The organism is Pseudomonas sp. Bout1, from assembly GCF_034314165.1.
Lineage (GTDB): Bacteria > Pseudomonadota > Gammaproteobacteria > Pseudomonadales > Pseudomonadaceae > Aquipseudomonas.
Genome location: NZ_JAVIWK010000001.1, coordinates 3,777,632 through 3,801,648 on the forward strand (window position 1 = coordinate 3,777,632; position 24,017 = coordinate 3,801,648).

Below are 24,017 nucleotides of genomic sequence, written 5' to 3' on the forward strand. Positions count from 1 at the left end.
AGCCGTTTCCATGTCATCCAATAGCGAAATCCGCCCGCCATTGCCGCCATTCACCCGAGAATCGGCGATTGAAAAAGTTCGCCTGGCCGAAGACGGATGGAACTCCCGCGACCCGCAACGGGTGTCCCTGGCCTATACCCAGGACACTCAGTGGCGTAACCGCGCCGAGTTCGCTCACAACCGCGAAGAAGCCAAAGCCTTCCTGACCCGTAAATGGGCCAAGGAGCTGGATTATCGGCTGATCAAGGAGTTGTGGGCGTTTACCGGCAACCGCATCGCGGTGCGTTATGCCTATGAATGGCATGACGACTCGGGCAACTGGTTTCGCTCCTACGGCAACGAGAACTGGGAGTTTGACGAGAACGGCTTGATGGCGAACCGGTTTGCCTGCATCAACGACATGCCGATCAAGGCAAGCGAGCGCAAGTTCCACTGGCCGCTGGGCCGGCGCCCGGATGAGCATCCGGGGTTGTCGGAGCTTGGGTTGTAGGCTCCACGCTACCCACCTGTGGGAGCGGGCTTTTCTGTGGGAGCTGGCTTGCCTGCGATGCAGACACCTCGGTGTATCAGGCACACCCAGTTGATGCCATCGCAGGCAAGCCAGCTCCTACATAACCCCGGTGGCCGACGTCAGTCCTGGTTCAGGCCTACCCGATACAACACACCCTTATCTTCATCCGTCAGCACATACAGGTAACCATCCGGTCCCTGGCGTACATCGCGGATCCGCGCTTTAAGGCCGCCCAGCAGCCGCTCTTCGTGGATGACCTTGTCACCGTCGAACTGCAAGCGAATCAACTCCTGGCTGACCAGTGCCCCGATAAACACGTTGTGCTGCCAAGCCTTGAAACGATCGGCGTCGTAGAACGCCATGCCGCTCACCCCCGGGGATTTCTCCCACACATGGTGCGGCGGCACAGTGCCCTCGGCGGTCTTGCCCTTGGCCTCGGGTATCGGCGTCAGGGAATAGTTGATGCCATGGGTTGCCAGTGGCCAGCCGTAGTTTTTCCCACGCTCAATGATGTTGATTTCATCCCCGCCACGCGGGCCGTGTTCGTTTTCCCACAGTGTGCCGCTCCACGGGTTCAGCGCAGCGCCTTGAGGGTTACGCTGGCCGTAGGACCAGATTTCCGGCCGCACGCCTTCCTGGCCAACGAAGGGGTTGTCTTCGGGTATACGGCCGTCAGGAAAGATCCGCACCACCTTGCCTTGCAGCTTGTCCAGGTCTTGGGCGGTGGGGCGATCATTGTTTTCCCCCAGGGTCACGAACAGGTAGCCATCGCGGTCAAACACCAACCGCGAGCCGAAGTGATTACCCGTGGACAGCTTGGGCTCCTGGCGCAGGATCACCTTGAAGTCTTGCAGGCTGCTCAAGTCGTCGCTCAAGCGCCCACGCCCGACTGCGGTGCCGGCGGTGCCGTTCTTGCCGCCGCCTTCGGCGTAAGACAGGTACACCAGTCGGTCCTGCTTGAAGTCCGGCGACAGCACCACGTCGAGCAAACCGCCCTGCCCTTTGGCAAATACTTTCGGCACGCCGCTCAAGGGCGCAGACAGCTTGCCGTCCGGGCTGACAAAGCGCAGGTTGCCGGGCCGCTCGGTGACCAGGAACCCCTGCTTGTCCGGCAGGAACGCCACTGCCCACGGGTGATCCAGGCCCTTGGCAATCGGGGTGACTGTGATGCTCCCCTGTTCGCTGGGGAACTGCTGGGTGTCGGCAGCCGCAACGGGCAGCGCCAAGGGCAGCAAGGCCGCCGCGCAGAAGGTCGCTAGAAGGGTTTTGCGTAGAAGCATACGGTGGGATTCCTTATCGTCTTTACACACTCAATCGCCGCGATTGCCATTGGCGTCGCGAGTCGGAGCTTTGGGCTGAATGGCCGGCGGGGTCTGCGCGCTGCTACCGCGCTGGGTGCTATTGCCGATGCCGCGGTTTTGCAGGGTAGGCGGCCGCTGCGCCGGGGGAATGAAGGTGCCCCGTGCAGCGGGCGCATTGGGCTGCGTACCCTGCATGCTATTGGGGTTGGCCTGGTGGATGGGGCCGTTGTAAGGATTGTTGCTGCCGGGAAGGTTTTGCGCCTGTGCCAATGAACTCAAGGCCAGGCCCAGCGCCAGTACGGCAAGGTTACGCAAACGGGTGTTCATGACAAAGCCTCTCTGGGCGCGAGTAATACGTGCTTTCGATAACACGCTACGCCTAGGGTTCGGCTTTGGTAACTAAATAGTTTCTCATCAGGTGTAACACGATCTGTCTAAAACCCCGCTGCCAGCCGGCCGGCCAGGGAAACTTTTGGCGAATCCGCCGTGTCACCTGAAGACCCTCATCGATCAGGAGAACCGACATGCCACGGGCTATCTGGAAAGGCGCAATCAGTTTCGGCTTGGTGCACATCCCGGTGTCGCTGGTTTCGGCGACGTCCTCCCAAGGCGTCGACTTCGACTGGCTGGACAAGCGCAGCATGGACCCGGTGGGTTACAAGCGCATCAACAAGACCACCGGCAAGGAAGTCACCAAGGACAATATCGTCAAGGGCGTGGCCTACGAGAAAGGCCGCTATGTGATCCTCAGCGAAGACGAAATCCGCTCGGCCCACCCCAAGTCGACCCAGACCATCGAAATCATCGCGTTTGTGGCCAGCGACCAGATCCCGTTGCAGAACATCGACACGCCCTACTTCCTGGCGCCCGACAAGCGCGGCGGCAAGGTCTATGCGCTGCTGCGCGAAACCCTGAAGAAAACCCGCAAAGTCGCGCTGGCCAACGTGGTGTTGCACACCAAGCAGCACCTGGCGGCGCTGATGCCGCTGGAGTCGGCGCTGGTATTGGTAATGCTGCGCTGGCCTGCCGAAGTGCGCGGCCTGGATGAGTTGGAGCTGGGCAGCGACGTGACCAAGCCGACCCTGGCCAAGGGCGAACTGGACATGGCCAAGCGGCTGGTGGAAGACATGAGCGCCGATTGGCAGCCTGAAGAATACCGCGACAGCTTCCAGGACAAGATCATGGCGCTGGTGGCGAAGAAGGCCAAGGCTGGCAAGCTCGAAGACGTAGAGCCCAGCGAGGGCGTGGATGAGCGTAAATCGGCCGATGTGATCGACCTTACGGAGTTGCTCAAACGCAGCCTGGCCGGCAAGCCCGCGGGCAAAACCCCGGCAAAGAAACCTGCCGCGAAAAAACCAGCAAGGCTTCATGAGGTAGACCGCCATGGCCAAGCCCCTGAGTGATTACAACGCCAAGCGCGACTTCGATGTAACGGCCGAACCCGCAGGCACTGCGCCTCGCGGCCGGAACCGGGCGCAGGCGCTGTCATTTGTGATTCAAAAGCACGATGCACGCAACCTGCATTATGACTTTCGCCTGGAACTCGACGGCGTGCTCAAAAGCTGGGCGGTGCCCAAGGGCCCCAGCCTCGACCCAAGCCAGAAGCGCCTGGCGGTGCATGTGGAAGACCACCCGCTGGGCTACGGCAGCTTCGAGGGCAGCATACCCGCCGGTCAATACGGCGCCGGTGACGTCATCGTCTGGGATCGCGGCGTGTGGCAACCCCACGACGACCCGCGCAAAGCCTACGCAGCCGGCAAGCTGAAATTCACCCTGGTCGGCGAAAAGCTCGCTGGCGACTGGACGCTGGTACGCACGCGGCTCAAGGGCAGCGGGGACAAGGAGCAATGGCTGCTGATCAAGGAGAAGGACCCACAGGCCCGCCCGGCAGCTGATTACGATGTGGTCCAGGCCGAGCCGAAAAGCGTGCTGAGTGATGCCACGGTAGGCCGTGCGAAAAAGCCCGTCGCCGCGAAGAAAACCACCCGCAAACCCACAACCGCCCTGCCCGACCAGTTCACGCCACAGTTGGCGACGCTGGTAGACCGTGCGCCGGAGGGCGACTGGGTGTACGAGATCAAGTTCGACGGTTACCGGATCCTGGCGCGTATCCGTGACGGCGAGGTCCGGCTGTTCACTCGCAATGGCCATGACTGGACCGACCGCCTGCCGCGCCAGGCCAAGGCGCTGGAGGCATTGAAGCTCAAGGACAGTTGGCTCGACGGCGAGGTTGTGAGCCTGAATGCTGAAGGCTTGCCGGATTTCCAGGCGTTGCAAAACGCCTTCGATATCGGTCGCAGCCTGGACATTGTCTATTACCTGTTTGACGCGCCGTTTCTTGACGGCCGCGACCAGCGAGAAGCAGGCGTCGAAGCACGCCGCGCCGCGCTGAAGGATGTGCTCGGCGGCAGCAAAAACAAGTTGCTGCGCTTCTCCGAGTCCTTTGCCGCCAGCCAGCGGGATATCTTCGAAAGCGCCTGTGACCTGGCTCTGGAGGGCGTTATCGGCAAGCGTGCCGGCAGCCCTTACAGCTCCCGACGCAGCCCGGACTGGATCAAGCTCAAGTGCCGCCTGCGCCAGGAGTTCGTGATTGTCGGGTTCACCCGCCCGCAGGGTTCACGCAGCGGGTTTGGCGCGCTGTTGCTGGCAGTCAATCAAGAGGCCGGCCTGGTGTATGCCGGGCGCGTGGGAACAGGCTTTGATCAGGCAGCGCTGAAAAGCATCAGCGAACAACTGAAGGCGCTGCAACGCGAGGCTTCACCGCTGGCCAAACCGCTGGCCAGCGCACAGGCGCGTGGCGTGCATTGGGTTGAGCCACTCTTGGTGGGTGAAGTGCAATTTGCCGAGTGGACCCGCGAAGGCGTGGTGCGCCAAGCGGCGTTTGTGGGGTTGCGCACCGATAAACCGGCAGAGCAGATTGTTCATGAGCAGCCACGGGCCGCCAAGTCGCTGAAGGAAAAACCCCGCAAAAAAGCCGCAGATACCAGCGCCGTAGCCAAGGTAAAGATTACCCATCCCGAGCGGATCATCGACACGCAAAGCGGCACACAGAAACTGCAATTGGCGCAGTTCTATGAAGGCATCAGCGAATGGATCCTGCCCTTTCTGCGCAACCGCCCGGTGTCCGTGTTGCGGGCACCGGAAGGCATTGGCGGCGAACAGTTCTTCCAAAAACATTGCGAGCGCCTCGCCATCCCGAATATCAAGCAGTTGCCCCAGGCCCTGGACCCCGGCCATGCGCGACTGATGGAAATCGATAGCCCGGCCGCACTGATCGGTGCCGTACAAATGGGCACCGTCGAGTTACACACCTGGGGCGCCACCGCCGACAAGATAGATACCCCCGACCTGTTTGTGCTGGACCTGGACCCGGACCCGGCACTGCCGTGGAAAAGCATGCTGGAAGCGGCGCAATTGACCCTGTCGGTGCTGGATGAATTGGGGCTCGAAGCGTTCGTCAAGACCAGCGGTGGTAAAGGCCTGCATCTTGTGGTGCCCCTGGCGCGCCGGGACAGCTGGGACACGGTGAAGGCCTTTGCCAAAGCGATCGCCCAGTTCATCACGCAACAGTTGCCAGAGCGTTTTACCGCGACCTCAGGCCCGAAAAACCGCGTGGGCAAGATCTTTATCGACTACCTGCGCAACGCCCGGGGCGCCAGTACGGTGGCGGCCTACTCGGTACGGGCCCGGCCTGGCCTGCCGGTGTCGGTGCCGGTAAGCCTTGATGAATTGAAGGGTTTGCACGGCGCCCAGCAATGGACAGTGGCCAACCTGCATGAGCGCTTGCAGGGGTTGAAGAAAGACCCGTGGGCGGGTTATGCCAATCGGCAGAAGATCAGCAAGAAGATGTGGGACAAGCTGGGAGCGCATCCGCCAGGCTGATGCGCTGCGCTGTAACGTTCAGATCAATATGAAGAGCAATGCCAGGCCGGCGAAGATCGCCCACTTTTCCAGGTAGTAGCGCGTACGGTTGCGTTTCTTCAACTCCTTGCCCCGCAGACGAATCTTGTACAGGCGGGTAAAGGCGCGGTTCAAGCCCCCGGTCTTGTCGCCGGCATCATTGGGCGAGCCCGCCGCCGCCATCACGTTGCGACTGAACCAACGGTTGAACGCGGCCGCCCAGCGGTACTTCATCGGGCGCTCGATGTCGCAGAACAGGATGATGCGGTTTTGCTGCGTAGTGTTTTCAGCGTAGTGGATGAACGTCTCGTCAAACATCACCGGTTCGCCGTCGCGCCAATAGTAGCTTTCACCGTCCACGTTGATGTAGCAGCCAGGGTCATTCGGCGTATCGAGACCCAAGTGGTAACGGTACGAACCGGCATACGGGTCACGGTGGCGTACCAGCTTGGAGCCCGGGGGCAGCTCGGCGAACATCGCGGCCTTGATCGAACCGATGCCTTGCACCAGCTCGGTAGTACGCGGGCACAGCTTCATCGCGGAGGGATGACTGTCGCCGTACCACTTCAAATAGAAACGCTTCCAGCCCGACTTGAAGAACGAGTTGAAACCCACATCGTTGTATTGGTCGGAGCGCTTGATCTCGCCCGCGCGCAGCAGGTTCTGGCCTTCCTGGCGAATCTCTTCCCAATGTTCCTGCAACGGACTCAGGTCTGGAAAGTCACTGGCAGACAGGTACGGCCGGCTGGGCAGTTTGGAAAAAAGATAAAGAAAGCAGTTCACCGGAGCCAGGAAGGTCGAGTGATCGCTGAGCTGACGGCCCAGCTTGTGTCGCACCCGGCCACGCAGGTGAACATACGCAATGGAGGCAACGTAGAGAGCAACAATGATGAGTTTCAAGGTATTCGTCACAAGTCAGAAGAGAACAGGCTGCTCCCGCGTACCCACGACGGCCGAGGATTGAAGATGCAGCACCTGAAATCACAAATTACAAACAGACGGCACGACGGGCTGGGTGACAAACCGGTCAGGGCCATTGGCAGTTATTTTAGCCACACTTTGTAACCAAAGGTTAACTAAGAATTGTGAAAAGGTGTCCACTGAGTGTGCCGGGAAGGATGCCAGCAAGCTTGTCAGACACAAGCTTGCGCACCGGACGTCTCAAATCTGCGGCGTATCCTTACTGCGACTGCGAGGGAGGGTCGAATAGTCATCCGGCGGCGAATAACCGGCAAACGGACGCCGCGCGAGGATGAAATAACGGACCATCGCAATCAGTAAACCCAAGATAAGCCCCGCCGCCAGGCTCATGGCAATGACCATTGGTTTTTTTGGCTTGATCGGGGCCAGAGGCTCTTGGGCAAGGCGGTCAATGGTGACCAGTTTCAGGCCGCTCATGTCGATATTGAGGCTGCGCAGCCGCGCGACTTCTGCTCGTAGCGGTTCGACATCCTGCAAGAAAATGTCTTCATTCCCACGTTTTTTCAGCACTTCCACTTCACGGTTAACCTGCAACATCTGCAACTCTTTGCCAATCTGCGCAACGCGGCTATTGGTAAAGTCATCATTAGTGCGGGCCTGCAAGGCCGTGCGTTCCGCCTCAAGAACCTCCGTTCCCAGGAAGTACATCGGGATTTGCTGATTATTGACCTCGGTGCGCATGACTTGGTTCGAACCGCCACGCGAGGCATCCGCCATCGACGAGGGCGTGGTCGGTGTCCTGATATTCATAGACTTGGCGATGGAAATGGCCTCGCCGAGCTCTGCCAGCCGGTTGGTGCGCTCCATTTTCATCTGTAGGCGCAGAGCAACCAATTCATCCTCCAACTGGGCCCGCTTGAGCCTGTCGGCTTCAAGTAGTTTGGCGATCTTCGATTCCTTATCGGTTTCGTAGTTGGAGCGCGCCGCGTCAATCTTGCCCTTGAGTTCGTTCAGGCGGTTATTGACAATCACTTTCAGGTCGGCGCCGACCTGGGCACGTTCCGAATCAATCGCGTAGTCGACAAAACCGTTGAGAATAGCCACCCCATCAATGCCTGTTGGGTACTGCAGCTCGAGGCGGATATAACTACTCAGGGAATCGGCTTTTTTCGGGTCGGGCAGGCTCAGGCTGATGGAGTTCCGGTTGAACTCTTCGAAACTCTGCTCGAGGCTTTGCCCGGTTTTCTGGAACGCCTTGAACAAATCCTCATGCGACTTGAAGAATCCCAGACGCGCTTCGTAGGAGTCCAGCTGCGCCCCCACTTTGTTGAGGGCGTCGGTGGGGGGGAGCTTATAGACTTCAGATCGGTTAAGTGCATCAAGTTCGTTAATGGCGGCGGGACGTAGCACGCTACTGACCTGATACTCCCGCGGCGCAAGATAGGCGTAGCCTAACCCCAGAACTCCGGCCAGAAACGTGCATCCCAGCACCCACTTTTTTTGCTGCCAAATACCGTGGCAAAGCTCAAGCAGATCAATTTCGTCCGCTGCAGTGTGAGCCGGGAAGCGAGTAACTTTATTCAAAATTGAAGCACCTTAAAAAGTCGACAATCAACGGCCAAATCTATTCATGAAGGACTGAATAACCGCTTGAAAACCAGGGACAACGCCCTGCACACAAGACACAAGGTCTGCGGATAGTCTTCGGACCACCGCGAACTCGGAAAAGTCCCAACGCAATTGGAGATTGTTTTCTTTCAGATACGTCAATGTCGTTGCCGAGGCGCTGCCCGCAAACGAATATGTAATAACCTGCGTACAAAACAGGGCACAAAATAGCGCTAGATAGAGGGGGGTATTATGAAATCTCCTACGAAATCTTGAAAATTAAGACAATTCTCAAAAAATGCTACTCAGTTGAGCCGCCAGGCATCGGCAATCCATGGGATTGACTGGTTGCGCCTGACTAAAAAGGAATTTGTATGACACCTGTTTCAAACTCGGATTTCGAGGCACTTCAAGGAGCCTGGGAACAAACCGCACTGGAAGACAGCGGCGTACTCAACCCGGCCGATGAGCACAGCGCGCCAGGCGCGATTACCAGCATCAGCGGCGACCAGTTCAAGGTCGTCACACCCAGCGGCGAGGTGTTGCTGGCGGGCAGCTTCACCCTCGACCCCACGGCCATGCCCAAGAGCATTACCTGGGTGGATTCAATGGGTGAGGATGCTGGCAAGCAGTTGCCGGCCAGCTATCGATTGGAAGGGGATCACTTCGTGTTTATTGCGGCAGATGAAGGCATGCCCCGGCCCACCCGTTTCAGCACAGGCCCGGGACAAACCATGCGCACTTTTGTGCGTAGAGGCTGACAACTGCCTGCATCCGTTCTTGCGACACGGTTTTCACATGGCCTTCACTTATTCACCTATAGGGTGAAGGCTACCTACTCCAGTGAACACCTTGGCCCGCCCTCCTCGCGGGCTTTTTTTGCCTGCCCGGCAGCCCGTCAGGCCGGGCGCTTGATGGCGGTGAGGGCGTAGCACAGGGGCAATTGCGCGGTCTGGTTCTCATACTGGTCGTACAGTTCCTCGCGATTTGAATGCGCGAACTCCTGCAGATGGCTGATCTGCAGCCGGCGGCAATGGCTGCGCTGACGAAGAACACTTCCAGGAACGGGTGGGTTTCGTAGATCACCAGGCTGCCGCCGGGCCTCAGGGTACTGGCGACATGGGCCATGAACAGCCCGATGTCCGGCATCCAGTTCAGCACGCCGATGGGAAATAGCCTCTTGGGCCGATAGCACGTCCATTGCGTCCCCAATTATCTGATCATGGCGACAAAATAGAGGTTCGCCCTACAGCGAAAGCCTCGCCATCCTTGAACCGGTAAAGAGCCCTCACTGTAGGGCGAACCAACGGAAAATAAGCCAGGCTTAAAAGATGTTCAACTGTTAACAATAAGAACCTTGAAAAAAAGCCGCCTTGAGCGACTTTTTCGATGCAAATGCGCTCCTTCTGTAGCGGTTTTGCCGAAATCCTGGCCTGTAGCCCTCGCCTTGTTGAATACCGGGCCCGCCACAAAGCCGTGGCACTCAACATCCATCAGCCCGCGCCATACAACTCGCGCCCTACATATGCGACAATGCGCGCCAAATTCCAACATGCACCCATTTTTCTGCTCAGCGACTGGGCCCAAAGCCTTGATGTCGCTGCCGACGTATGCCCGTTGGCCCGGGCCATAAAATGGGCCCGGCTCAAACTAGCGCACTCCAAGCTATTGATAGGTAAAGTAATTGATCTCCACAGCTAACATCACCATGCAGTTCGGCGCCAAGCCGCTATTTGAGAACGTTTCGGTCAAGTTCGGCGCTGGCAACCGTTATGGCCTGATCGGTGCCAACGGTTGCGGCAAGTCGACCTTCATGAAAATCCTCGGTGGTGACCTCGACCCATCGGGTGGCCAGGTCATGCTGGAGCCGAACGTGCGCCTGGGTAAACTGCGCCAGGACCAGTTCGCCTACGAAGAATTCAGCGTGCTCGACACCGTGATCATGGGTCACGAAGAGCTGTGGAAGGTCAAGGCCGAGCGCGATCGCATCTACTCGCTGCCAGAAATGACCGAAGACGACGGCATGGCCGTTGCCGAGCTGGAAACCGATTTCGCCGAGATGGACGGCTACACCGCTGAATCGCGCGCCGGTGAATTGCTGTTGGGCCTGGGTATCGGCATCGAGCAGCACAACGGCCCGATGAGCGAAGTGTCGCCAGGTTGGAAGCTGCGTGTATTGCTGGCCCAGGCGTTGTTTTCGGATCCGGAAGTGTTGCTGCTCGACGAGCCAACCAACCACCTGGACATCAACACCATCCGCTGGCTGGAAAACATCCTGACCCAACGTTCGAGCCTGATGATCATCATCTCTCACGACCGTCACTTCCTGAACAGCGTCTGCACCCACATGGCCGACCTGGACTACGGCGAGCTGCGCCTGTTCCCGGGCAACTACGACGAGTACATGACCGTGGCGACCCAGTCCCGCGAGCAGTTGCTGTCGGACAACGCCAAGAAGAAAGCGCAGATCTCCGAGCTGCAATCCTTCGTCAGCCGCTTCTCGGCCAACGCCTCGAAAGCCAAGCAGGCCACTTCCCGCGCCAAGGCGATCGACAAGATCCAACTGGCCGAAGTCAAGCCGTCGAGCCGGGTCAGCCCGTTCATCCGCTTTGACCAGACCAAGAAGCTGCACCGCCAGGCGGTCATCGTTGATCGCATGGCCAAGGGCTTTGATGGCAAGACGCTGTTCAAGGACTTCAGCTTCCAGGTGGAAGCCGGCGAGCGCGTGGCGATCATTGGTCCGAACGGTATCGGCAAGACTACCCTGCTGCGCACCCTGGTCAACGAACTGTCCCCGGACGCCGGTACCGTCAAATGGACCGAAGCCGCCGAACTGGGCTACTACGCCCAGGACCATGCTTCGGACTTCGAAGACGAGTCCAACCTGTTCGACTGGATGGGCCGCTGGACCAAGGAAGGCGAGCAAGTGGTTCGCGGCACCCTGGGCCGCATGCTGTTCTCCAACGACGAGATCCTGAAGTCGGTAAAGGTGATTTCCGGTGGTGAGCAAGGCCGTATGTTGTTCGGCAAGCTGATCCTGCAAAAGCCGAACGTGTTGATCATGGACGAACCGACCAACCACTTGGATATGGAATCCATCGAGGCGCTGAACCTGGCGTTGGAGAACTATCCGGGCACGCTGATCTTCGTCAGCCATGACCGTGAGTTTGTATCGTCGCTGGCCACCCGCATTATCGAGTTGAGCCCAAGTGGCGTGATCGACTTCAGCGGTACTTATGATGATTACCTGCGTAGTCAGGGTGTGGTTTTCTAAGAACTGCTGGTTGTTTGAAATGCAAAAGCCCCGTCCAGTGTGATGGGGTTTTTTTTGGGATATGGCTCTGCTTTTCTGTGGGAGCCGTCGAGCTTTAGCGAGGCCGCGATAGCGGTGTGCCAGGCAACATATTTATTGACCATGCCGCCGCCTTCGCAGCCTCGCTAAAGCTCGACAGCTCCCACATTTACCATGCCTGCTTTAGCCGTCCTGGGCCAGGGAGGCCCCATGGATCCAAAGCCTGATAGGCACGACCCTCAAAATCAGCAAATATAGTTAGCCTGCTTTCTTTTACCCCACGCCCTTGCCATGATGCGCTCACCGCCCGCCCGCGAACGAGTCCTCATGCCTGCCCCCCAGCCCGCCGCCCCAAGCTCCCTGTCGATCACCCTGCAGATCGTCTCCATCGTCTTGTACACCTTCATCGCGTTCATCTGTATCGGCCTGCCGATTGCGGTGATCCCCGGCTACGTCCACGGTGAACTGGGCTTCAGCGCAGTGGTGGCAGGCATCACCATCGGCTCGCAATACCTGGCAACGCTACTCAGCCGCCCAATGGCCGGACGCATGTCTGACAACGTAGGCACCAAACGCGCCATCGTACTGGGGTTGAGCGGAATCCTGTTCAGCGGCGTGCTGACGTTTATCGCCACGCTGGTGCAGAGCATGCCCCTTTTGAGCCTCGGTATATTGATTGTCGGGCGGCTGTTGCTGGGCGTGGCTCAGGGCCTGATCGGCGTCGGTACCATCAGTTGGTGCATGGGCGCAGTCGGTGCCGAACATACCGCACGATCAATCTCGTGGAACGGCATCGCCTCCTACGGCGCAATTGCGATTGGCGCGCCGCTGGGCGTCGTGATGGTTGCCGACTACGGCTACTCCAGCCTCGGCATCGCCCTTATTCTGCTTTCCGCGCTGGGCCTGCTGCTGATCCGCAACAAGCCTTCAGTGCCCGTGGTGCGCGGCGAGCGCCTGCCGTTCTGGGCGGTGTTTGGACGTATCGCGCCGTTTGGCGCCAGCCTGTGCCTCGCCTCGATTGGCTACGGCACCCTCACCACTTTTATCACCCTGTATTACCTGAGCCGGGGCTGGACCGGCGCCGCCTGGTGCCTGACGGTATTTGGCGTGTGTTTTATCCTGTCACGCCTGGTGTTTATCTCCGCCATCAACCGCTTCGGCGGCTTCACGGCGGCGATTGCCTGCATGGCCATCGAAACCCTGGGCCTCACGCTGCTGTGGCTGGCCCCGTCCACTGGCGTGGCATTGATCGGCGCCGGGCTGACTGGTTTTGGTTTGTCGCTGGTGTACCCGGCGCTGGGCGTGGAGGCGATCAAGCAGGTGCCCAACAGCAGCCGAGGCGCCGGGTTGAGTGCGTATGCGGTGTTTTTTGACCTGGCGCTGGCGATCGCCGGGCCGGTGATGGGTGCGGTGGCGTTGAACCTGGGCTACTCGTGGATCTTCTTCTGCGCGGCCCTGCTCTCGGTCTCTGGCCTGGGCCTGACACTCATGCTCAAACGCCGCGCTTACTGATCGGCTGTCTGCAAGCCCGCCCGGGTGGATTGCGCCAGGGTATGGTTGAAGAACCGCCCAGCCTCGGAAATAAGGTCGCGGTGGATGCTTTCGCGGTCGACCCCGTCCGCATCGGTGCACATGGCGGGCATCGCGGCCAACTGGCTCTCATCGCATGGCGCCATGAACACGAAGTGCCCAGCCCCGGCCAACAATTTGAAATTTGGCGGTTCCGGCAGTTTGCGCGCCAGGGCCTCGGCGTTTTTGTCCACGGCCACCAACTTGTCGCCGTCGCCGCTGTAGAGCAGCACCGGCACATGCACATCTGCCAGGGTGTGGCGACCAAACATCAGGCTCAACGGTGCCATTAGCATCAAGGCATGAATACGCGGGTCGGCCTGGGGCTGCAAGTCGTCGCGGTCGACGATCAACTCGCCCTTGGTGGTGCAGGCGTCGCGATCTTCGGGGCGTTGCTGGCAATAGCGGCGCAGGCGGTCCAGGTCGGGCTTGGCACCAGCCAGGATCAGCGCGGTTTCACCACCAGCCGAATAACCGATGACGCCCACCTGATCGACGTTGACGAAAGGCGACAGCATCGGGTCGCCGAGGGTCGCAGTGATGGCTTCGGAAATCTGGATCGGGCGCCCATACAGGTTGCTCAAGGTGCCCAGGCGGCTATGGTCCTTGTAGTTGTCACCAGGGTGCAGCACTGCAACGACGACAAACCCCTTGCGCGCCAGTGAAGTGGCGAGGTCGTGCAGGGCCAGGGGGGTGCCGGTATTGCCATGGGAAAGCATCAACATCGGAAAGCGGCCAATGGCGATTTTCGAATCTTCAGTGGCGGCGATGTGATAAGCCCCGACCTGGGTGCTGTGTTCCAGCCCGGTGGAGGGGTAGAACGCGACGGCTTTCATCGGCTGCAAATCCAGCGGGTCGAGAAAAGTCATGCGATGAAAGCCGACACTCCAATGCGGGTGCGGCGCTGGCGCGGCTTGCACTGAAATCAGGCTGCCGAGCAGGGAAAGAACCAAGACTGCACAAAGACGCATCATGGGGATGTCCACCTTTGCTGCGTAAGCCCGCGTAGCTATTGAAATATCCATGGTTCAGGCGCTCGGACTGGCAGGGTTTACCCATGCGTGCATAACCTGGGCCAAAGTAGTGACAGCGGGTAAACGAAAAAACTCCGTACTCCGTTCGCTTTTCAGGCGAGCAGAATACAGAGTTTAGGCGCCTCGATTCAGATTGATATCGAGGAACAGCAAAATTTACACAAGTCTTACGCTGCGGCGAACAACTGATCGCTGATCAATACATGGGCGTCGCTCAACGCCTTGGTACGTGCTTCATCACCGTAAGCCAGGCCGTGGGCACGGACGAACTCGATGTCGGTGATTCCCAGGAAGCCCAACAACACGCTCAAGTAATCTTCGTGCGCGGCGCCCGTCGGCTGGCCGACGTGCAAGCCACCCGAGGTGGAAACAATGATGACTTTCTTGCCACCACACAGGCCTTCGGGGCCGGCTTCGGTGTAACGGAAGGTCTGGCCGGCGACGGCAATGCGGTCGATCCAGGCTTTCAGTTGAGTCGGGATGGTGAAGTTGTACATCGGCGCGGCCAGCACTACGGCATCTGCTGCGAGGAATTCGGCCAGGGTGGAGGCGCTCAGGTCGGCTTCATGTTTTTGCACGGCATCACGCAATTCGGCGGCGGTGCCCAAGGCGCCCAGGGTGACACCCGAGAAGTGACTGATGGCGTCGGCTGCCAAGTCACGATAAACCACTTCGACACCCGGCTCTGCTGCCTGCCAGGCCTTGACTACACCTGCGCTCAACTGACGGGAAACCGAGTTGTCGCCGAGGATGCTGGAATCGATATGCAACAGTTTCATGGACCATCTCCAAGTAAGTATCGCCAAGGGCGACTGAATGGAAATAAGCCTACAGATGAAACCAATCAGGGATTAGTCGGGCAAAATGCGATTGTTCGTCCCACTGGCGGGACAATTCTTTTAATGTGACGAAACGTAGATAGACGCAGTGGTGGGCGCGGGCAGCGCATACGTACGCTTCATCCAATCGATCTCCTCATGAGGCGTGCGCCCAAAAAACCGCTTGAACTCACGGCTGAACTGCGACGCGCTTTCGTAACCCACCCTGGCGCAAGCCGTAGCGGCGGTGATGTCATTCCTGAGCATCAGCAGTCGCGCCTGGTGCAAGCGCGTCGACTTCAGGTACTGCATGGGCGAGGTCTCGGTCACCGTCCGAAAGTGCGCGTGAAAACTGGGCACGCTCATCATCGCTTCCTTGGCCAGCTCTTCCACGTCCAGGCGCTGACCATAACAAGCATGAATCTTGCGAATCGCCCGGGCCACCTTGCCAAACTGGCCCTGGCGATTCAGCGCGGCGCGCATCGAGCCGCCCTGCTCCCCCGTGATGATGCGGTAGTAGATCTCGCGCATAAGGGTGGGCCCGAGCACCTGCGCTTCCACCGGCACGCTCATCACTTCCAGGAAACGCAACAGTGACTCACTGAGTTTGTCGTCCATCGGTGAGGCGTACATGCCCTTGGGGCAGGCTTCGGGCTGCGGGGCCAACTCGTCAAGCGCCAGCATCAGTTCGGCGGCCAGGTTGAAGTCCAGGCGCAAGTACACCGCGAGCATCGGTTCGGTTTCACTGGCCTCGGTCTCCATGGTGAACGGCACCGGCACCGATACCACCAGGTAGTGCTGGGCGTCGTAGACGTAGATGTCTTCCCCCAGGTAACCGCGCTTGCGGCCCTGGCACACAATCACGATGCCCGGGTCGTAAAGCACCGGGACCCGCGTCAGCGGCCGGTTGGAGCGCAGGAAACGCACGTCATCCAGTGGCGTCAGGTTGTAGCCCTCCACGGGCGCCAACTGCCCCATCAACTCGATGATTCGGTGGGTACGTGGATGTTCAAGGTTCATTGGAATGCGCTGGCCGGGGAAAGCCAAAAGGTAACCCGCCGGTGCCTCACTGGCCAGCCGACTCTGGCTGCGGGCTTGCGCGCGCCTGCAGTTGGGGGTGGATTTGCCGACGTCAGACGCGGATAGTTCGTCCCATTGACAGGACAATAGGCCGACCATGCAAGATCTGAATGACCTCTACTATTTCGCCAAGGTAGTGGAAGCCGGCGGTTTTGCCGCCGCCGGACGCCTGCTGGGGATTCCCAAGTCCCGGCTGTCGCGGCGTATTGCCGAGCTGGAAGAACGTCTCGGCGCTCGCCTGCTGCAACGCACCACCCGCCAACTGACCCTGACCGCCGTGGGTGAACGGTACCTGCGCCACTGCCAGGCGATGCTGCTGGAGGCGGAAATGGCCGATGAGGCGGTGGCCAGCATGTCCAGCGAGCCCCGTGGCCGGTTGCGGGTCAGCAGCCCGGTGGGCCTGGCACACCAATTCCTGCAAACCGTAGTGGCAGAATTTCTCACCGCCAACCCGCTGGTGCAACTGGAGATGAGCCTGGTCAACCGCCGCGTCGACCTGGTGGCCGAAGGCATTGACGTAGCCTTGCGCGTGCGCGACCTGGGAGATGAGGACCCACTGCTGGTGACCAAGCGCCTGCGCCAGGCCCAGACCGCGATTGTTGCCAGCCCCGCCTTTGTGCGTGACCGGCAGATCAACACCCTGGAAGACCTCAAGCAATTGCCGGTGCTGGGCGCCCTGGAAGCAGACCGCATGGTGCACTTTCGGATGCTCGACCCTGCGGGCAACAGCCACGACCTGGTGATGGAAGCGCGCCTGGGCATCGACGATTTCCTCGTACGCAAGGCCTGCGCCCTCGCGAGCCTGGGGTTTACCGTGCTGCCGATGATGTATTGCGAGGAAGAGTTGGCCAGCGGCCAGTTGGTGCAACTGTTGCCGCAATGGTCATTGCCGGGCGGCTGGTTGCAGGCGGTATACCCTCACCGGCGCGGTGTGCTGCCGGCGGTGCGGGCCTGGATCGATCACCTGGATAACGCCTTCAAAGGGTGTGGAGACCGCTTGTTATGAGGATGACTGAGGAGCAGGTTGCCGAGTTTTGCCTGGGCTTGCCGGGCGCGCGGGAAGACTACAAATGGGGCGGCGTGCGGGTGTTCTCGATCGCCGGCAACAAGATGTTCGCCGTGCAGCACCTGCGGGGTGATTCGCTGGCCTTCAAGGTCGACAAGGAGCTGTTCCTGGGCCATGTGGACCGCCCGGGCATCCACCCGGCGCCGTACCTGGCACGGGCGCAGTGGGTCATCATGGAAACGCCCTACCCGCTGGGCGCTGAAGAACTGCGTGGCCTGTTACAGCGTTCCCACCAGTTAGTGGTGAGCAAGCTGCCCAAGCGCACGCAGGTCGGCTTGTTGCTAGAAGATCGACAGTAGCGTGCCGCCCAGGAACAACTGATCAATCCAGAACACCTGGTGCAGCAACACGATCAGCCAGAACACCACTTGATAAGACACCTTGCGCGTCTTGTGGCGAAACACCTGTTGGGCGAGCAACGCCCCCGGCCAGCCGCCTGCCAGCTCCACGGCGTGCAGGACGTTTTCCGGGGTGCGCCAGCTGTCTTCGCGGGCCTTGCGTTTGTCGCTCCAGTACAGCAGGAACGCCACCACGCTGACCCCGCCATAGGCCACCAGCGGGATCAACGAAACCCCGCGATACCACAGCAGGCCTGCGCCAAACAGCGGCGCGGCGCACAACAGTGCAAACACCAGCGCCTTGAAGCGCGGATGCTGGATGTTCATGGCTTGACGGCCGACCAGTCGATCCAGCCGAACTGCCACGTCGCCAGGATCACCAGGCCGAAGGCGATCCGGTACCAGGCAAACGCCGCGTAGCTGTGGCTGGCGATGAACTTGAGCAGCGCCTTGACCGCGATCATCGCGAAGATGAACGAGGTGACGAACCCGAGGGCAAACACCGGCAGGTCATCGGGCTGGAACAGGTGGCGGTACTTGTAGCCCGAATACACCGCCGCGCCGACCATGGTTGGCATTGCGAGGAAGAACGAGAACTCGGTGGCGGTCTTGCGCGACAGGCCGAACAGCAGGCCGCCAATGATCGTGGCGCCGGAACGCGAGGTGCCTGGAATCATCGCCAGGCACTGGGCAAAGCCGACTTTCAGGGCGTCCTTCCAGGTGATCTGGTCGACGGTTTCGGCGTGCACTTCATGTTGGCGACGCTCGGCCCACAACATGATGACGCCGCCCACCACCAACGCCGCCGCCACAGTGACCGGGTTGAACAGGTAGTGCTTGATCAGGTCGGCAAAAATCACCCCCAACACCACCGCCGGCAACACGGCGATGATCAGGTTGACCGTAAAACGCTGGGCGTTGCGCTGGGTCGGCAAGCCGATCACCACGTCCAGGATCTTGCGTCGAAACTCCCACACCACCGCCAGGATCGCGCCCAACTGGATGATGATATTGAACGCTTCAAAGCGTTCGCCGCCGAAGTTGATCAAGTCGGCGACGATAATCTGGTGCCCGGTACTGGAGATCGGCAAAAACTCCGTCAACCCTTCTACAACCCCGAGTATCAGCGCCTGAACGGCGGTCCAAAGATCCATCGATTCCCCCAAAGGTCATGCACGCGGCACGCCTCGATAATAATTTTAAGTGTTCACTGACGATGAGTGCGCGGCGAAAGCCACGCCGATAATCAAGACCGGGCCGCGAAAATTCCGTGAAAAATCAGGCAGGACTCAGGTTTTTTGATTCTGCGCCGAGAGCCTATCAGACAAGCCGGAAATGTCGATGCAGCACCCAAATTTATAAGAACACGGAGTGACAGGGCCATGATCAGTTTGCGCAGTATGTCGATCAGCCGGCGCCTCTGGCTGATCCTGATCGTCGCCGTGCTGATGCTGCTAACCCTTGGCCTGCTTATGCTCAAGCAAATTCATGGCGACCTTTACCTGGCCAAGAGCGAGCAGACCCAGCGCGTGATCCAGGCCGCCAGCGGGATCCCGACGTATTATCACACCCTCGAAACCAGCGGCGTCCTGGCCCGTGAAGCGGCGCAAAAGCAAGCAGCGACCTGACCCGCACCCTCGACACCCAACGCCAGCGAAATGCGCGATGTACAGGTGCAGGCCAACCTGCTGGCCCTCAATGCCGCCATCGAAGCGGCCGGGTTGTCCCACAGTACGGCGTTGGCGGCAGAGCAGTCGAGCGTGGCCAGTGCGCACCTGAAAGGCTTGAGCAAACAACTCGACGGGCTGCTGCGCCAGTTCAAGGTCTGACTCGATCTCTGCCAAAAGGACTTTCTGTGGTGAGGGGGTTTGTCCCCTCACCACAGAGGAGCTCTACCCCGTGCCCACCACTCTGGTTACAATCACCGCCCTCTTCGACTCCCCAAGGAACCGCCATGTCCGGGCTTGAACTGTTTGCCGCCGCCCTGGGGGTGATCGCTGTCTGGTTGACGGTTAAACAGAACCCGTGGTGTTGGCCCATCGGCCTGGTGATGGTGCTGCTGTACACCTGGATCTTCTTCGATGTGAAGCTCTACTCCGACATGCTCCTGCAAGTGATCTACGCGGCCCTGCAACTTTACGGCTGGTGGCAGTGGACCCGCGCCGGCGAGGTCAGGCAAGGCCGGCAAGTCACCAGCCTGGGCCTGCAACCGATCCTGCAGGGCCTGGCCGTGGGTGCCCTGGGCAGCCTGTTGCTGGGAGCCGCCATGGCCCACTGGACCGACGCCGCCCAACCCTGGCTGGACGCCGCCCTGACCGGCTTCAGCCTGGTGGCGCAGATGTGGATGGCGCAAAAACGCGTGCAATGCTGGCCGCTGTGGATTGCCGTGGATGTGATCTTCGTCGGGCTGTTCCTCTATAAAGGCCTGTACCTGACCGCCGCGCTCTATGCCTTGTTCACCGTTATCGCCGTGCAAGGCTGGCGCGAATGGCGCGCCGACCCGGCGTTGCACGCATGAAAGTGGTGGTGCTGGCCGGCCCCGAATCCAGCGGTAAAAGCTGGCTGGCGGCGCAGTTGCAGGCGCATTTCGGTGGGTTGATGGTGGGCGAATACGTGCGCCATTTCATCGACCACCACCAACGCGATACCACCCTGGCCGATATCCCGGCCATCGCCCGCGGCCAACTGGCCTGGGAAGATGCCGCCCGGGCCGCGCAGCCCGCATTGCTGATCCTGGACACCAACCTGCTGACCAATACGCTGTGGAGCCAGATCCTGTTTGACGACTGCCCGGCATGGCTCGACAGCGAACTGCTCGCCCGCCACTACGACCTGCACCTGCTGCTGTCGCCGGAAGACGTGGAATGGACAGCCGATGGCCAGCGCTGCCAGCCGGAATTTGCCGACCGCCTGGCATTCTTCCAGGCCAGCCGTGACTGGCTGGAGCAACATCATCAGCCATTACGGATAATCCGTGGGGATTGGCAAGCACGCCAAGACCAAGCGTTTTCAGCTGTGGAACAACTGCTGGATTAACCGGCGAGGACAACACCCATGAACCGCTCATTACGCATTGCCATTGTCGGTGGTGGCCCCGCGGGCTGACCCTGGCGCTGATTCTCCAGATCAATGGCTTTACCGTCAGCGTATTCGAGCGTGAGCGCGGGCCGCACTGCAACGCGCAGGGCTGAAGACCGATTATCGGGTCGACGCAGTCCTCGACGCAGGCCACGGGTCAATCCCTAAAAGGAGATTGGCCTATGAACATGCGCATTGTTGCCCGCTTGATCAATTTGCCCGAAGACCGCGGCGTTCGGGTTGAAACCGCCGCCCGCAAGATTCTGCTGGTGCGTTCGGGGGGCAAGGTCCGTGCCTACCAGGCGGACTGCCCGCACGCCGGGGCCCCCTTGGAACAAGGCGTGATCTGCGGCGGGAAGCTCATTTGCCCGTGGCACAAGGCCGCCTTCCGGGTGGATGACGGCCAGGTCTGCGAGCCGCCCGCCTTGGAACAACTCAAGCAGTATCCGGTTGAAATTCACCACGGTGTAGTCAGCGTGGGCGACGAGCCACTGCCCTTTTCACCTGCCCGACCTGCCGCTGATTCCCGCCGTTTTATCGTGGTGGGCGCTGGCGCAGCGGGCTCGGCGGCCGTCGCCACCTTGCGGCGCGAGGGCTTCACCGGGCACCTGTTATGGATCGACCAGGAACCAGGCCCCGCCTACGACCGCACGGCATTGAGCAAATTTGTCATTGCAGGTGAGATGGCACCGCAAGAAACCCCGCCCTTGCTGGATGAGGACACCTACCGCAACCTCCGGATTCACGGCGAAGTGCAACACCTTGACCCTCAAACAAAATGCCTCCAGCTCGTAGACGGCCGCCGCTTCGACTATGACGCGGCGCTACTGGCCACCGGCGGCGTAGCCAAGCCGCTGGATATTCCGGGCACCGTGCTCAATAACGTCTTTGTGCTGCGCTCCCGGGACGACGCGGCGCGTATCGTCGAGGCCGCTCAACCGGGCACCTGCGCGGTAATCATCGGCGACAGCTTTATTGGCCTGGAAGCTGCCTCAGCCTTGCGCAAGCGTGGTTTGACCGTGCAGGTGGTGGGTCGCCACGAGATCCCGCTGGCGGCACAGTTGGGCAAGCGCATCGGTGCGTCACTGCGCCAATTGCATGAAGCCAACGGCGTCATATTCCACAGCGCCAGCGAGCCCGACCGCCTGGAAGGGCACGCGAATGTGACCACGGTGGTGCTGAAAAACGGCCACCGACTGGCGGCAGACCTGGTGTTGATGGGCGTCGGCGTCACACCGGCCACCGGGTTTGTTCATGGGCTGCAAAAAGCCGAGGACCAGTCACTGAAAGCCGACGCGAGTTTGCGTGTCGCTCCCGGCCTATGGGCGGCGGGCGATATGGTGAGCTTCCCATGGAACGACCACCCCGTACGTATCGAGCACTGGCGTGTGGCGCAGCAACTCGGGGTGCTGGCAGCGCGCAATATGCTGGGTGCCGAACAGACGTTTGCCGATGTGCCGTTCTTCTGGACCTATCACTTCGGCAAGACCTTTGAACTGCTGGGCCATCCACGCCAATGGAACCGGCTCCACGTGGAAGGCGACCTGCAGCACCACGACTTCATCGCCCTGCTCTGCCATGGCGATGACGTGGAAGCGGTGATTGCCTGTGAACATCAGCGGGCGATGGCGCTGCTTTCGCAACGCCTGAAACACCCGCTGAAGAAGGCAGAAGTGCTTGAGTTGATCCGCGGGCTTTAGTAGCCCAGGGACAGCCCGGTATTGCGCCGTGGGTCGTTGGCCCCATAGAAACGGTTGTTGCCGACTGGCTTGCCATCCAGCGACGGCGCACCTACCAGGATCGCGGCCAGGTGGTTGGCATCCTGGGGGCCTGCAAACTTGTGGCCCCAGCCTTCAAGGATATTCTGGGTGTCGGGGCTCAGGGCAAAGCGCTCGATATTGGTCGACTCAGGCAGCCATTGCTGGTGGAAACGCGGCGCGTCCACGGCTTCCTGGATGTTCATCTTGTAGTCGATCACGTTGAGGATAGTCAGCAACGTGGCCGTGATGATACGACTGCCACCCGGCGTGCCCACCACCATCACCGCCTTGCCATCCTTGGTGACGATAGTCGGGCTCATGGACGACAGCGGCGTCTTGCCCGGCGCGATGGCGTTGGCTTCGCCCTGCACCAGCCCGTACATGTTCGGCACACCGATCTTGGAGGTGAAGTCGTCCATTTCGTCGTTGAGGATCACCCCGGTCTTGCTCGCCATTACGCCGGCGCCAAACCAGTCGTTGAGGGTGTAGGTCACCGAGACCGCGTTGCCCCACTTGTCGACGATGGAGTAGTGGGTGGTGTTATTACCCTCGTGCGGCGAAACGCCGGGCTTGATGTCTTGGGAGATGCCGGCTTTCTGCGGGTCGATGGCGGCGCGCAGTTTGGCGGCGTAGTCCTTGTCCAGCAAATGGTCGATCGGGTTTTGCACGAAATCCGGATCGCCCAGGTAGCTGTTGCGGTCGACGTACGCGTGGCGCATGGCCTCGATCTGGTAGTGCAGGCCCTGGGCGGAGTGATAGCCAAGATCGGCCATCGGGTAGCCTTCGAGGATGTTCATGATCTCGCAGATAACCACGCCGCCGGAGCTCGGTGGTGGCGCGGAGACCACGTGGTAGCCACGGTAGTCACACTCGATGGGCGCCAGTTCGCGGGTCTTGTATTTGTCCAGGTCGGCCTGGGTGATGAGGCCTTTGCCTGACTGGCTGGAGTCGACAATCGCCTTGGCCACCCAGCCCTTGTAGAAACCGTCGGTGCCCTTGGCGGAGATTTCCCGCAGGGTTTTCGCGAGGTCTTTCTGCACCAGTTTCTGGCCGAGCAGCATCGGCTCGCCGCCGTGCAGGAAAATCCCGCGCAGGTCTTTGTCTTTCTTGAATTCGTCGGTCGCAGTGTGCAGCAGGTCGATATCGCCCTGCTCCAGGGCAAAGCCGTCTTCGGCCAGCTTGATGGCCGGGGCGATCACCTGGGCGCGCTTGAGGGTGCCGTACTTGCTCAGTGCCAGTTCCATGCCGGACACGGTGCCGGGCACGCCGACTGCCAGGTGGCCCTTGGAACTGAGGTCCGGCACCACGTTGCCGTCCTTGTCCAGGTACATGTCGGCCGTCGCTGCCAACGGGGCTTTTTCGCGGAAGTCGAGGAAGGTCTTGCGCCCGTCGGCCAGTTGCACGGTCATGAAGCCGCCGCCGCCCAGGTTACCGGCCGCCGGGTACACCACGGCCAGGGCGTAACCCACCGCCACCGCCGCATCCACGGCGTTACCACCGGCCTTGAGCACATCCACGCCCACATGGGTGGCAAGGTGCTGCGCCGTGACCACCATGCCATTTTCGCCAGCCACCGGGGCCTGGGAGGCCGCCTGTACACCGCTGACGGTCAACACCAGCGCAGTGGCAATCAATGTTCGGGTAAACGGTTGGTATTTCATCCCTGGCTACTCTGTTTATTGGAAGAACTAGAAAGTAATACGTTTCGGATCCAAGCCCCAGCGTTATGCCGCGTTTGTGA

Annotated in this window: 22 protein-coding genes and 2 pseudogenes; 13 read left to right on the forward strand and 11 right to left on the reverse strand. The window is 60.3% G+C overall.

Annotation, left to right across the window (positions count from 1 at the left end):
- Window positions 1-10: 10 nt before the first annotated feature.
- Window positions 11-490, forward strand: a complete 480-nt coding sequence (locus RGV33_RS17625; RefSeq protein ID WP_322145368.1) for a nuclear transport factor 2 family protein — start codon at window positions 11-13, stop codon at window positions 488-490.
- A 140-nt stretch (window positions 491-630) separates the two neighbouring features.
- Here the strand turns inward: RGV33_RS17625 and RGV33_RS17630 are convergent, their stop codons facing one another.
- A complete protein-coding gene (locus RGV33_RS17630) occupies window positions 631-1,791 on the reverse strand; it encodes a PQQ-dependent sugar dehydrogenase (protein WP_322145369.1) in 1,161 nt (386 codons plus the stop codon).
- Between the two features lie 30 nt (window positions 1,792-1,821).
- The gene (locus RGV33_RS17635; RefSeq protein WP_322145370.1) at window positions 1,822-2,139 is read right to left on the reverse strand and encodes a hypothetical protein; all 318 of its coding nucleotides are present in this window, start codon (window positions 2,137-2,139) and stop codon (window positions 1,822-1,824) included.
- A gap of 197 nt (window positions 2,140-2,336) precedes the next feature.
- Here RGV33_RS17635 and RGV33_RS17640 point away from each other — a divergent pair, with 197 nt between their 5' ends.
- Window positions 2,337-3,215, forward strand: a complete 879-nt coding sequence (locus tag RGV33_RS17640) for a Ku protein (protein ID WP_322145371.1) — start codon at window positions 2,337-2,339, stop codon at window positions 3,213-3,215.
- Window positions 3,196-5,694 carry a DNA ligase D gene (gene ligD, locus RGV33_RS17645; protein ID WP_322145372.1) on the forward strand — a complete coding sequence of 833 codons (2,499 nt, stop codon included), beginning with the start codon at window positions 3,196-3,198 and terminating at the stop codon, window positions 5,692-5,694. The genes RGV33_RS17640 and ligD overlap by 20 nt, the downstream gene beginning before the upstream one ends.
- A gap of 18 nt (window positions 5,695-5,712) precedes the next feature.
- On the opposite strand, the gene lpxO is transcribed toward ligD, so the two are convergent.
- Both lpxO and RGV33_RS17655 read right to left on the reverse strand, forming a co-directional pair.
- Window positions 5,713-6,612: a lipid A hydroxylase LpxO gene (lpxO, locus tag RGV33_RS17650; RefSeq protein WP_322145373.1), complete on the reverse strand. Its 900-nt coding sequence runs from the start codon at window positions 6,610-6,612 to the stop codon at window positions 5,713-5,715.
- Window positions 6,613-6,873: 261 nt separating this feature from the next.
- Window positions 6,874-8,217, reverse strand: coding sequence for a Wzz/FepE/Etk N-terminal domain-containing protein (locus tag RGV33_RS17655; protein WP_322145374.1), 1,344 nt, complete (start codon window positions 8,215-8,217; stop codon window positions 6,874-6,876).
- Window positions 8,218-8,615: 398 nt separating this feature from the next.
- Between RGV33_RS17655 and RGV33_RS17660 the strand changes: the two genes are divergently transcribed.
- Window positions 8,616-9,002, forward strand: coding sequence for a TIGR03067 domain-containing protein (locus RGV33_RS17660; RefSeq protein WP_322145375.1), 387 nt, complete (start codon window positions 8,616-8,618; stop codon window positions 9,000-9,002).
- A gap of 137 nt (window positions 9,003-9,139) precedes the next feature.
- On the opposite strand, the pseudogene RGV33_RS17665 reads toward RGV33_RS17660, so the two are convergent.
- Window positions 9,140-9,417, reverse strand: a pseudogene (locus RGV33_RS17665) (SAM-dependent methyltransferase); the annotation flags it as partial.
- Between the two features lie 508 nt (window positions 9,418-9,925).
- On the opposite strand from RGV33_RS17665, the gene RGV33_RS17670 reads away from it, so the two are divergent.
- Both RGV33_RS17670 and RGV33_RS17675 read left to right on the forward strand, forming a co-directional pair.
- Window positions 9,926-11,515 (forward strand): ABC-F family ATPase, encoded by a 1,590-nt coding sequence (locus tag RGV33_RS17670; protein WP_322145376.1) that lies wholly within the window; start codon window positions 9,926-9,928, stop codon window positions 11,513-11,515.
- A 345-nt stretch (window positions 11,516-11,860) separates the two neighbouring features.
- Window positions 11,861-13,045: an MFS transporter gene (locus tag RGV33_RS17675; protein WP_322145377.1), complete on the forward strand. Its 1,185-nt coding sequence runs from the start codon at window positions 11,861-11,863 to the stop codon at window positions 13,043-13,045.
- On the opposite strand, the gene RGV33_RS17680 is transcribed toward RGV33_RS17675, so the two are convergent.
- The 3 genes from RGV33_RS17680 to RGV33_RS17690 all read right to left on the reverse strand — a co-directional run bounded on the left by RGV33_RS17680 (window position 13,039) and on the right by RGV33_RS17690 (window position 15,974).
- The gene (locus RGV33_RS17680) at window positions 13,039-14,076 is read right to left on the reverse strand and encodes a dienelactone hydrolase (protein ID WP_322145378.1); all 1,038 of its coding nucleotides are present in this window, start codon (window positions 14,074-14,076) and stop codon (window positions 13,039-13,041) included. The genes RGV33_RS17675 and RGV33_RS17680 overlap by 7 nt on opposite strands.
- A gap of 227 nt (window positions 14,077-14,303) precedes the next feature.
- Window positions 14,304-14,915 carry an FMN-dependent NADH-azoreductase gene (locus RGV33_RS17685; protein WP_322145379.1) on the reverse strand — a complete coding sequence of 204 codons (612 nt, stop codon included), beginning with the start codon at window positions 14,913-14,915 and terminating at the stop codon, window positions 14,304-14,306.
- Window positions 14,916-15,035: 120 nt separating this feature from the next.
- Window positions 15,036-15,974: an AraC family transcriptional regulator gene (locus RGV33_RS17690; protein ID WP_322145380.1), complete on the reverse strand. Its 939-nt coding sequence runs from the start codon at window positions 15,972-15,974 to the stop codon at window positions 15,036-15,038.
- 157 nt (window positions 15,975-16,131) lie between these two features.
- Here RGV33_RS17690 and RGV33_RS17695 point away from each other — a divergent pair, with 157 nt between their 5' ends.
- Both RGV33_RS17695 and RGV33_RS17700 read left to right on the forward strand, forming a co-directional pair.
- Window positions 16,132-17,040: a LysR substrate-binding domain-containing protein gene (locus RGV33_RS17695; RefSeq protein WP_322145381.1), complete on the forward strand. Its 909-nt coding sequence runs from the start codon at window positions 16,132-16,134 to the stop codon at window positions 17,038-17,040.
- Window positions 17,037-17,399, forward strand: a complete 363-nt coding sequence (locus tag RGV33_RS17700; RefSeq protein ID WP_322145382.1) for an MmcQ/YjbR family DNA-binding protein — start codon at window positions 17,037-17,039, stop codon at window positions 17,397-17,399. Before RGV33_RS17695 ends, RGV33_RS17700 begins: the two co-directional genes overlap by 4 nt.
- Here RGV33_RS17700 and RGV33_RS17705 read toward each other — a convergent pair.
- Both RGV33_RS17705 and RGV33_RS17710 read right to left on the reverse strand, forming a co-directional pair.
- Window positions 17,382-17,765 carry a DUF1294 domain-containing protein gene (locus RGV33_RS17705; protein ID WP_322145383.1) on the reverse strand — a complete coding sequence of 128 codons (384 nt, stop codon included), beginning with the start codon at window positions 17,763-17,765 and terminating at the stop codon, window positions 17,382-17,384. The two genes, RGV33_RS17700 and RGV33_RS17705, sit on opposite strands and share 18 nt — an antisense overlap.
- A complete protein-coding gene (locus tag RGV33_RS17710; RefSeq protein WP_322145384.1) occupies window positions 17,762-18,592 on the reverse strand; it encodes an undecaprenyl-diphosphate phosphatase in 831 nt (276 codons plus the stop codon). Before RGV33_RS17710 ends, RGV33_RS17705 begins: the two co-directional genes overlap by 4 nt.
- A gap of 228 nt (window positions 18,593-18,820) precedes the next feature.
- Here RGV33_RS17710 and RGV33_RS17715 point away from each other — a divergent pair.
- From RGV33_RS17715 to RGV33_RS17735, 5 genes and pseudogenes are all read left to right on the forward strand, one after another.
- Window positions 18,821-19,057: pseudogene (locus RGV33_RS17715) on the forward strand (methyl-accepting chemotaxis protein); the annotation flags it as partial.
- 39 nt (window positions 19,058-19,096) lie between these two features.
- On the forward strand, window positions 19,097-19,267 hold the full coding sequence (locus tag RGV33_RS17720; RefSeq protein ID WP_322145385.1) for a hypothetical protein: 171 nt from the start codon (window positions 19,097-19,099) through the stop codon (window positions 19,265-19,267).
- Window positions 19,268-19,392: 125 nt separating this feature from the next.
- Window positions 19,393-19,956 carry a nicotinamide riboside transporter PnuC gene (gene pnuC / locus RGV33_RS17725; protein ID WP_322145386.1) on the forward strand — a complete coding sequence of 188 codons (564 nt, stop codon included), beginning with the start codon at window positions 19,393-19,395 and terminating at the stop codon, window positions 19,954-19,956.
- Complete coding sequence (locus RGV33_RS17730; RefSeq protein WP_322148695.1) at window positions 19,953-20,474, forward strand: AAA family ATPase; 522 nt, start codon at window positions 19,953-19,955, stop codon at window positions 20,472-20,474. The genes pnuC and RGV33_RS17730 overlap by 4 nt, the downstream gene beginning before the upstream one ends.
- A gap of 224 nt (window positions 20,475-20,698) precedes the next feature.
- A complete protein-coding gene (locus tag RGV33_RS17735; RefSeq protein WP_322145387.1) occupies window positions 20,699-22,216 on the forward strand; it encodes an FAD-dependent oxidoreductase in 1,518 nt (505 codons plus the stop codon).
- Here the strand turns inward: RGV33_RS17735 and ggt are convergent.
- Complete coding sequence (gene ggt / locus RGV33_RS17740; protein WP_322145388.1) at window positions 22,213-23,937, reverse strand: gamma-glutamyltransferase; 1,725 nt, start codon at window positions 23,935-23,937, stop codon at window positions 22,213-22,215. The genes RGV33_RS17735 and ggt overlap by 4 nt on opposite strands.
- Window positions 23,938-24,017: the final 80 nt, after the last annotated feature.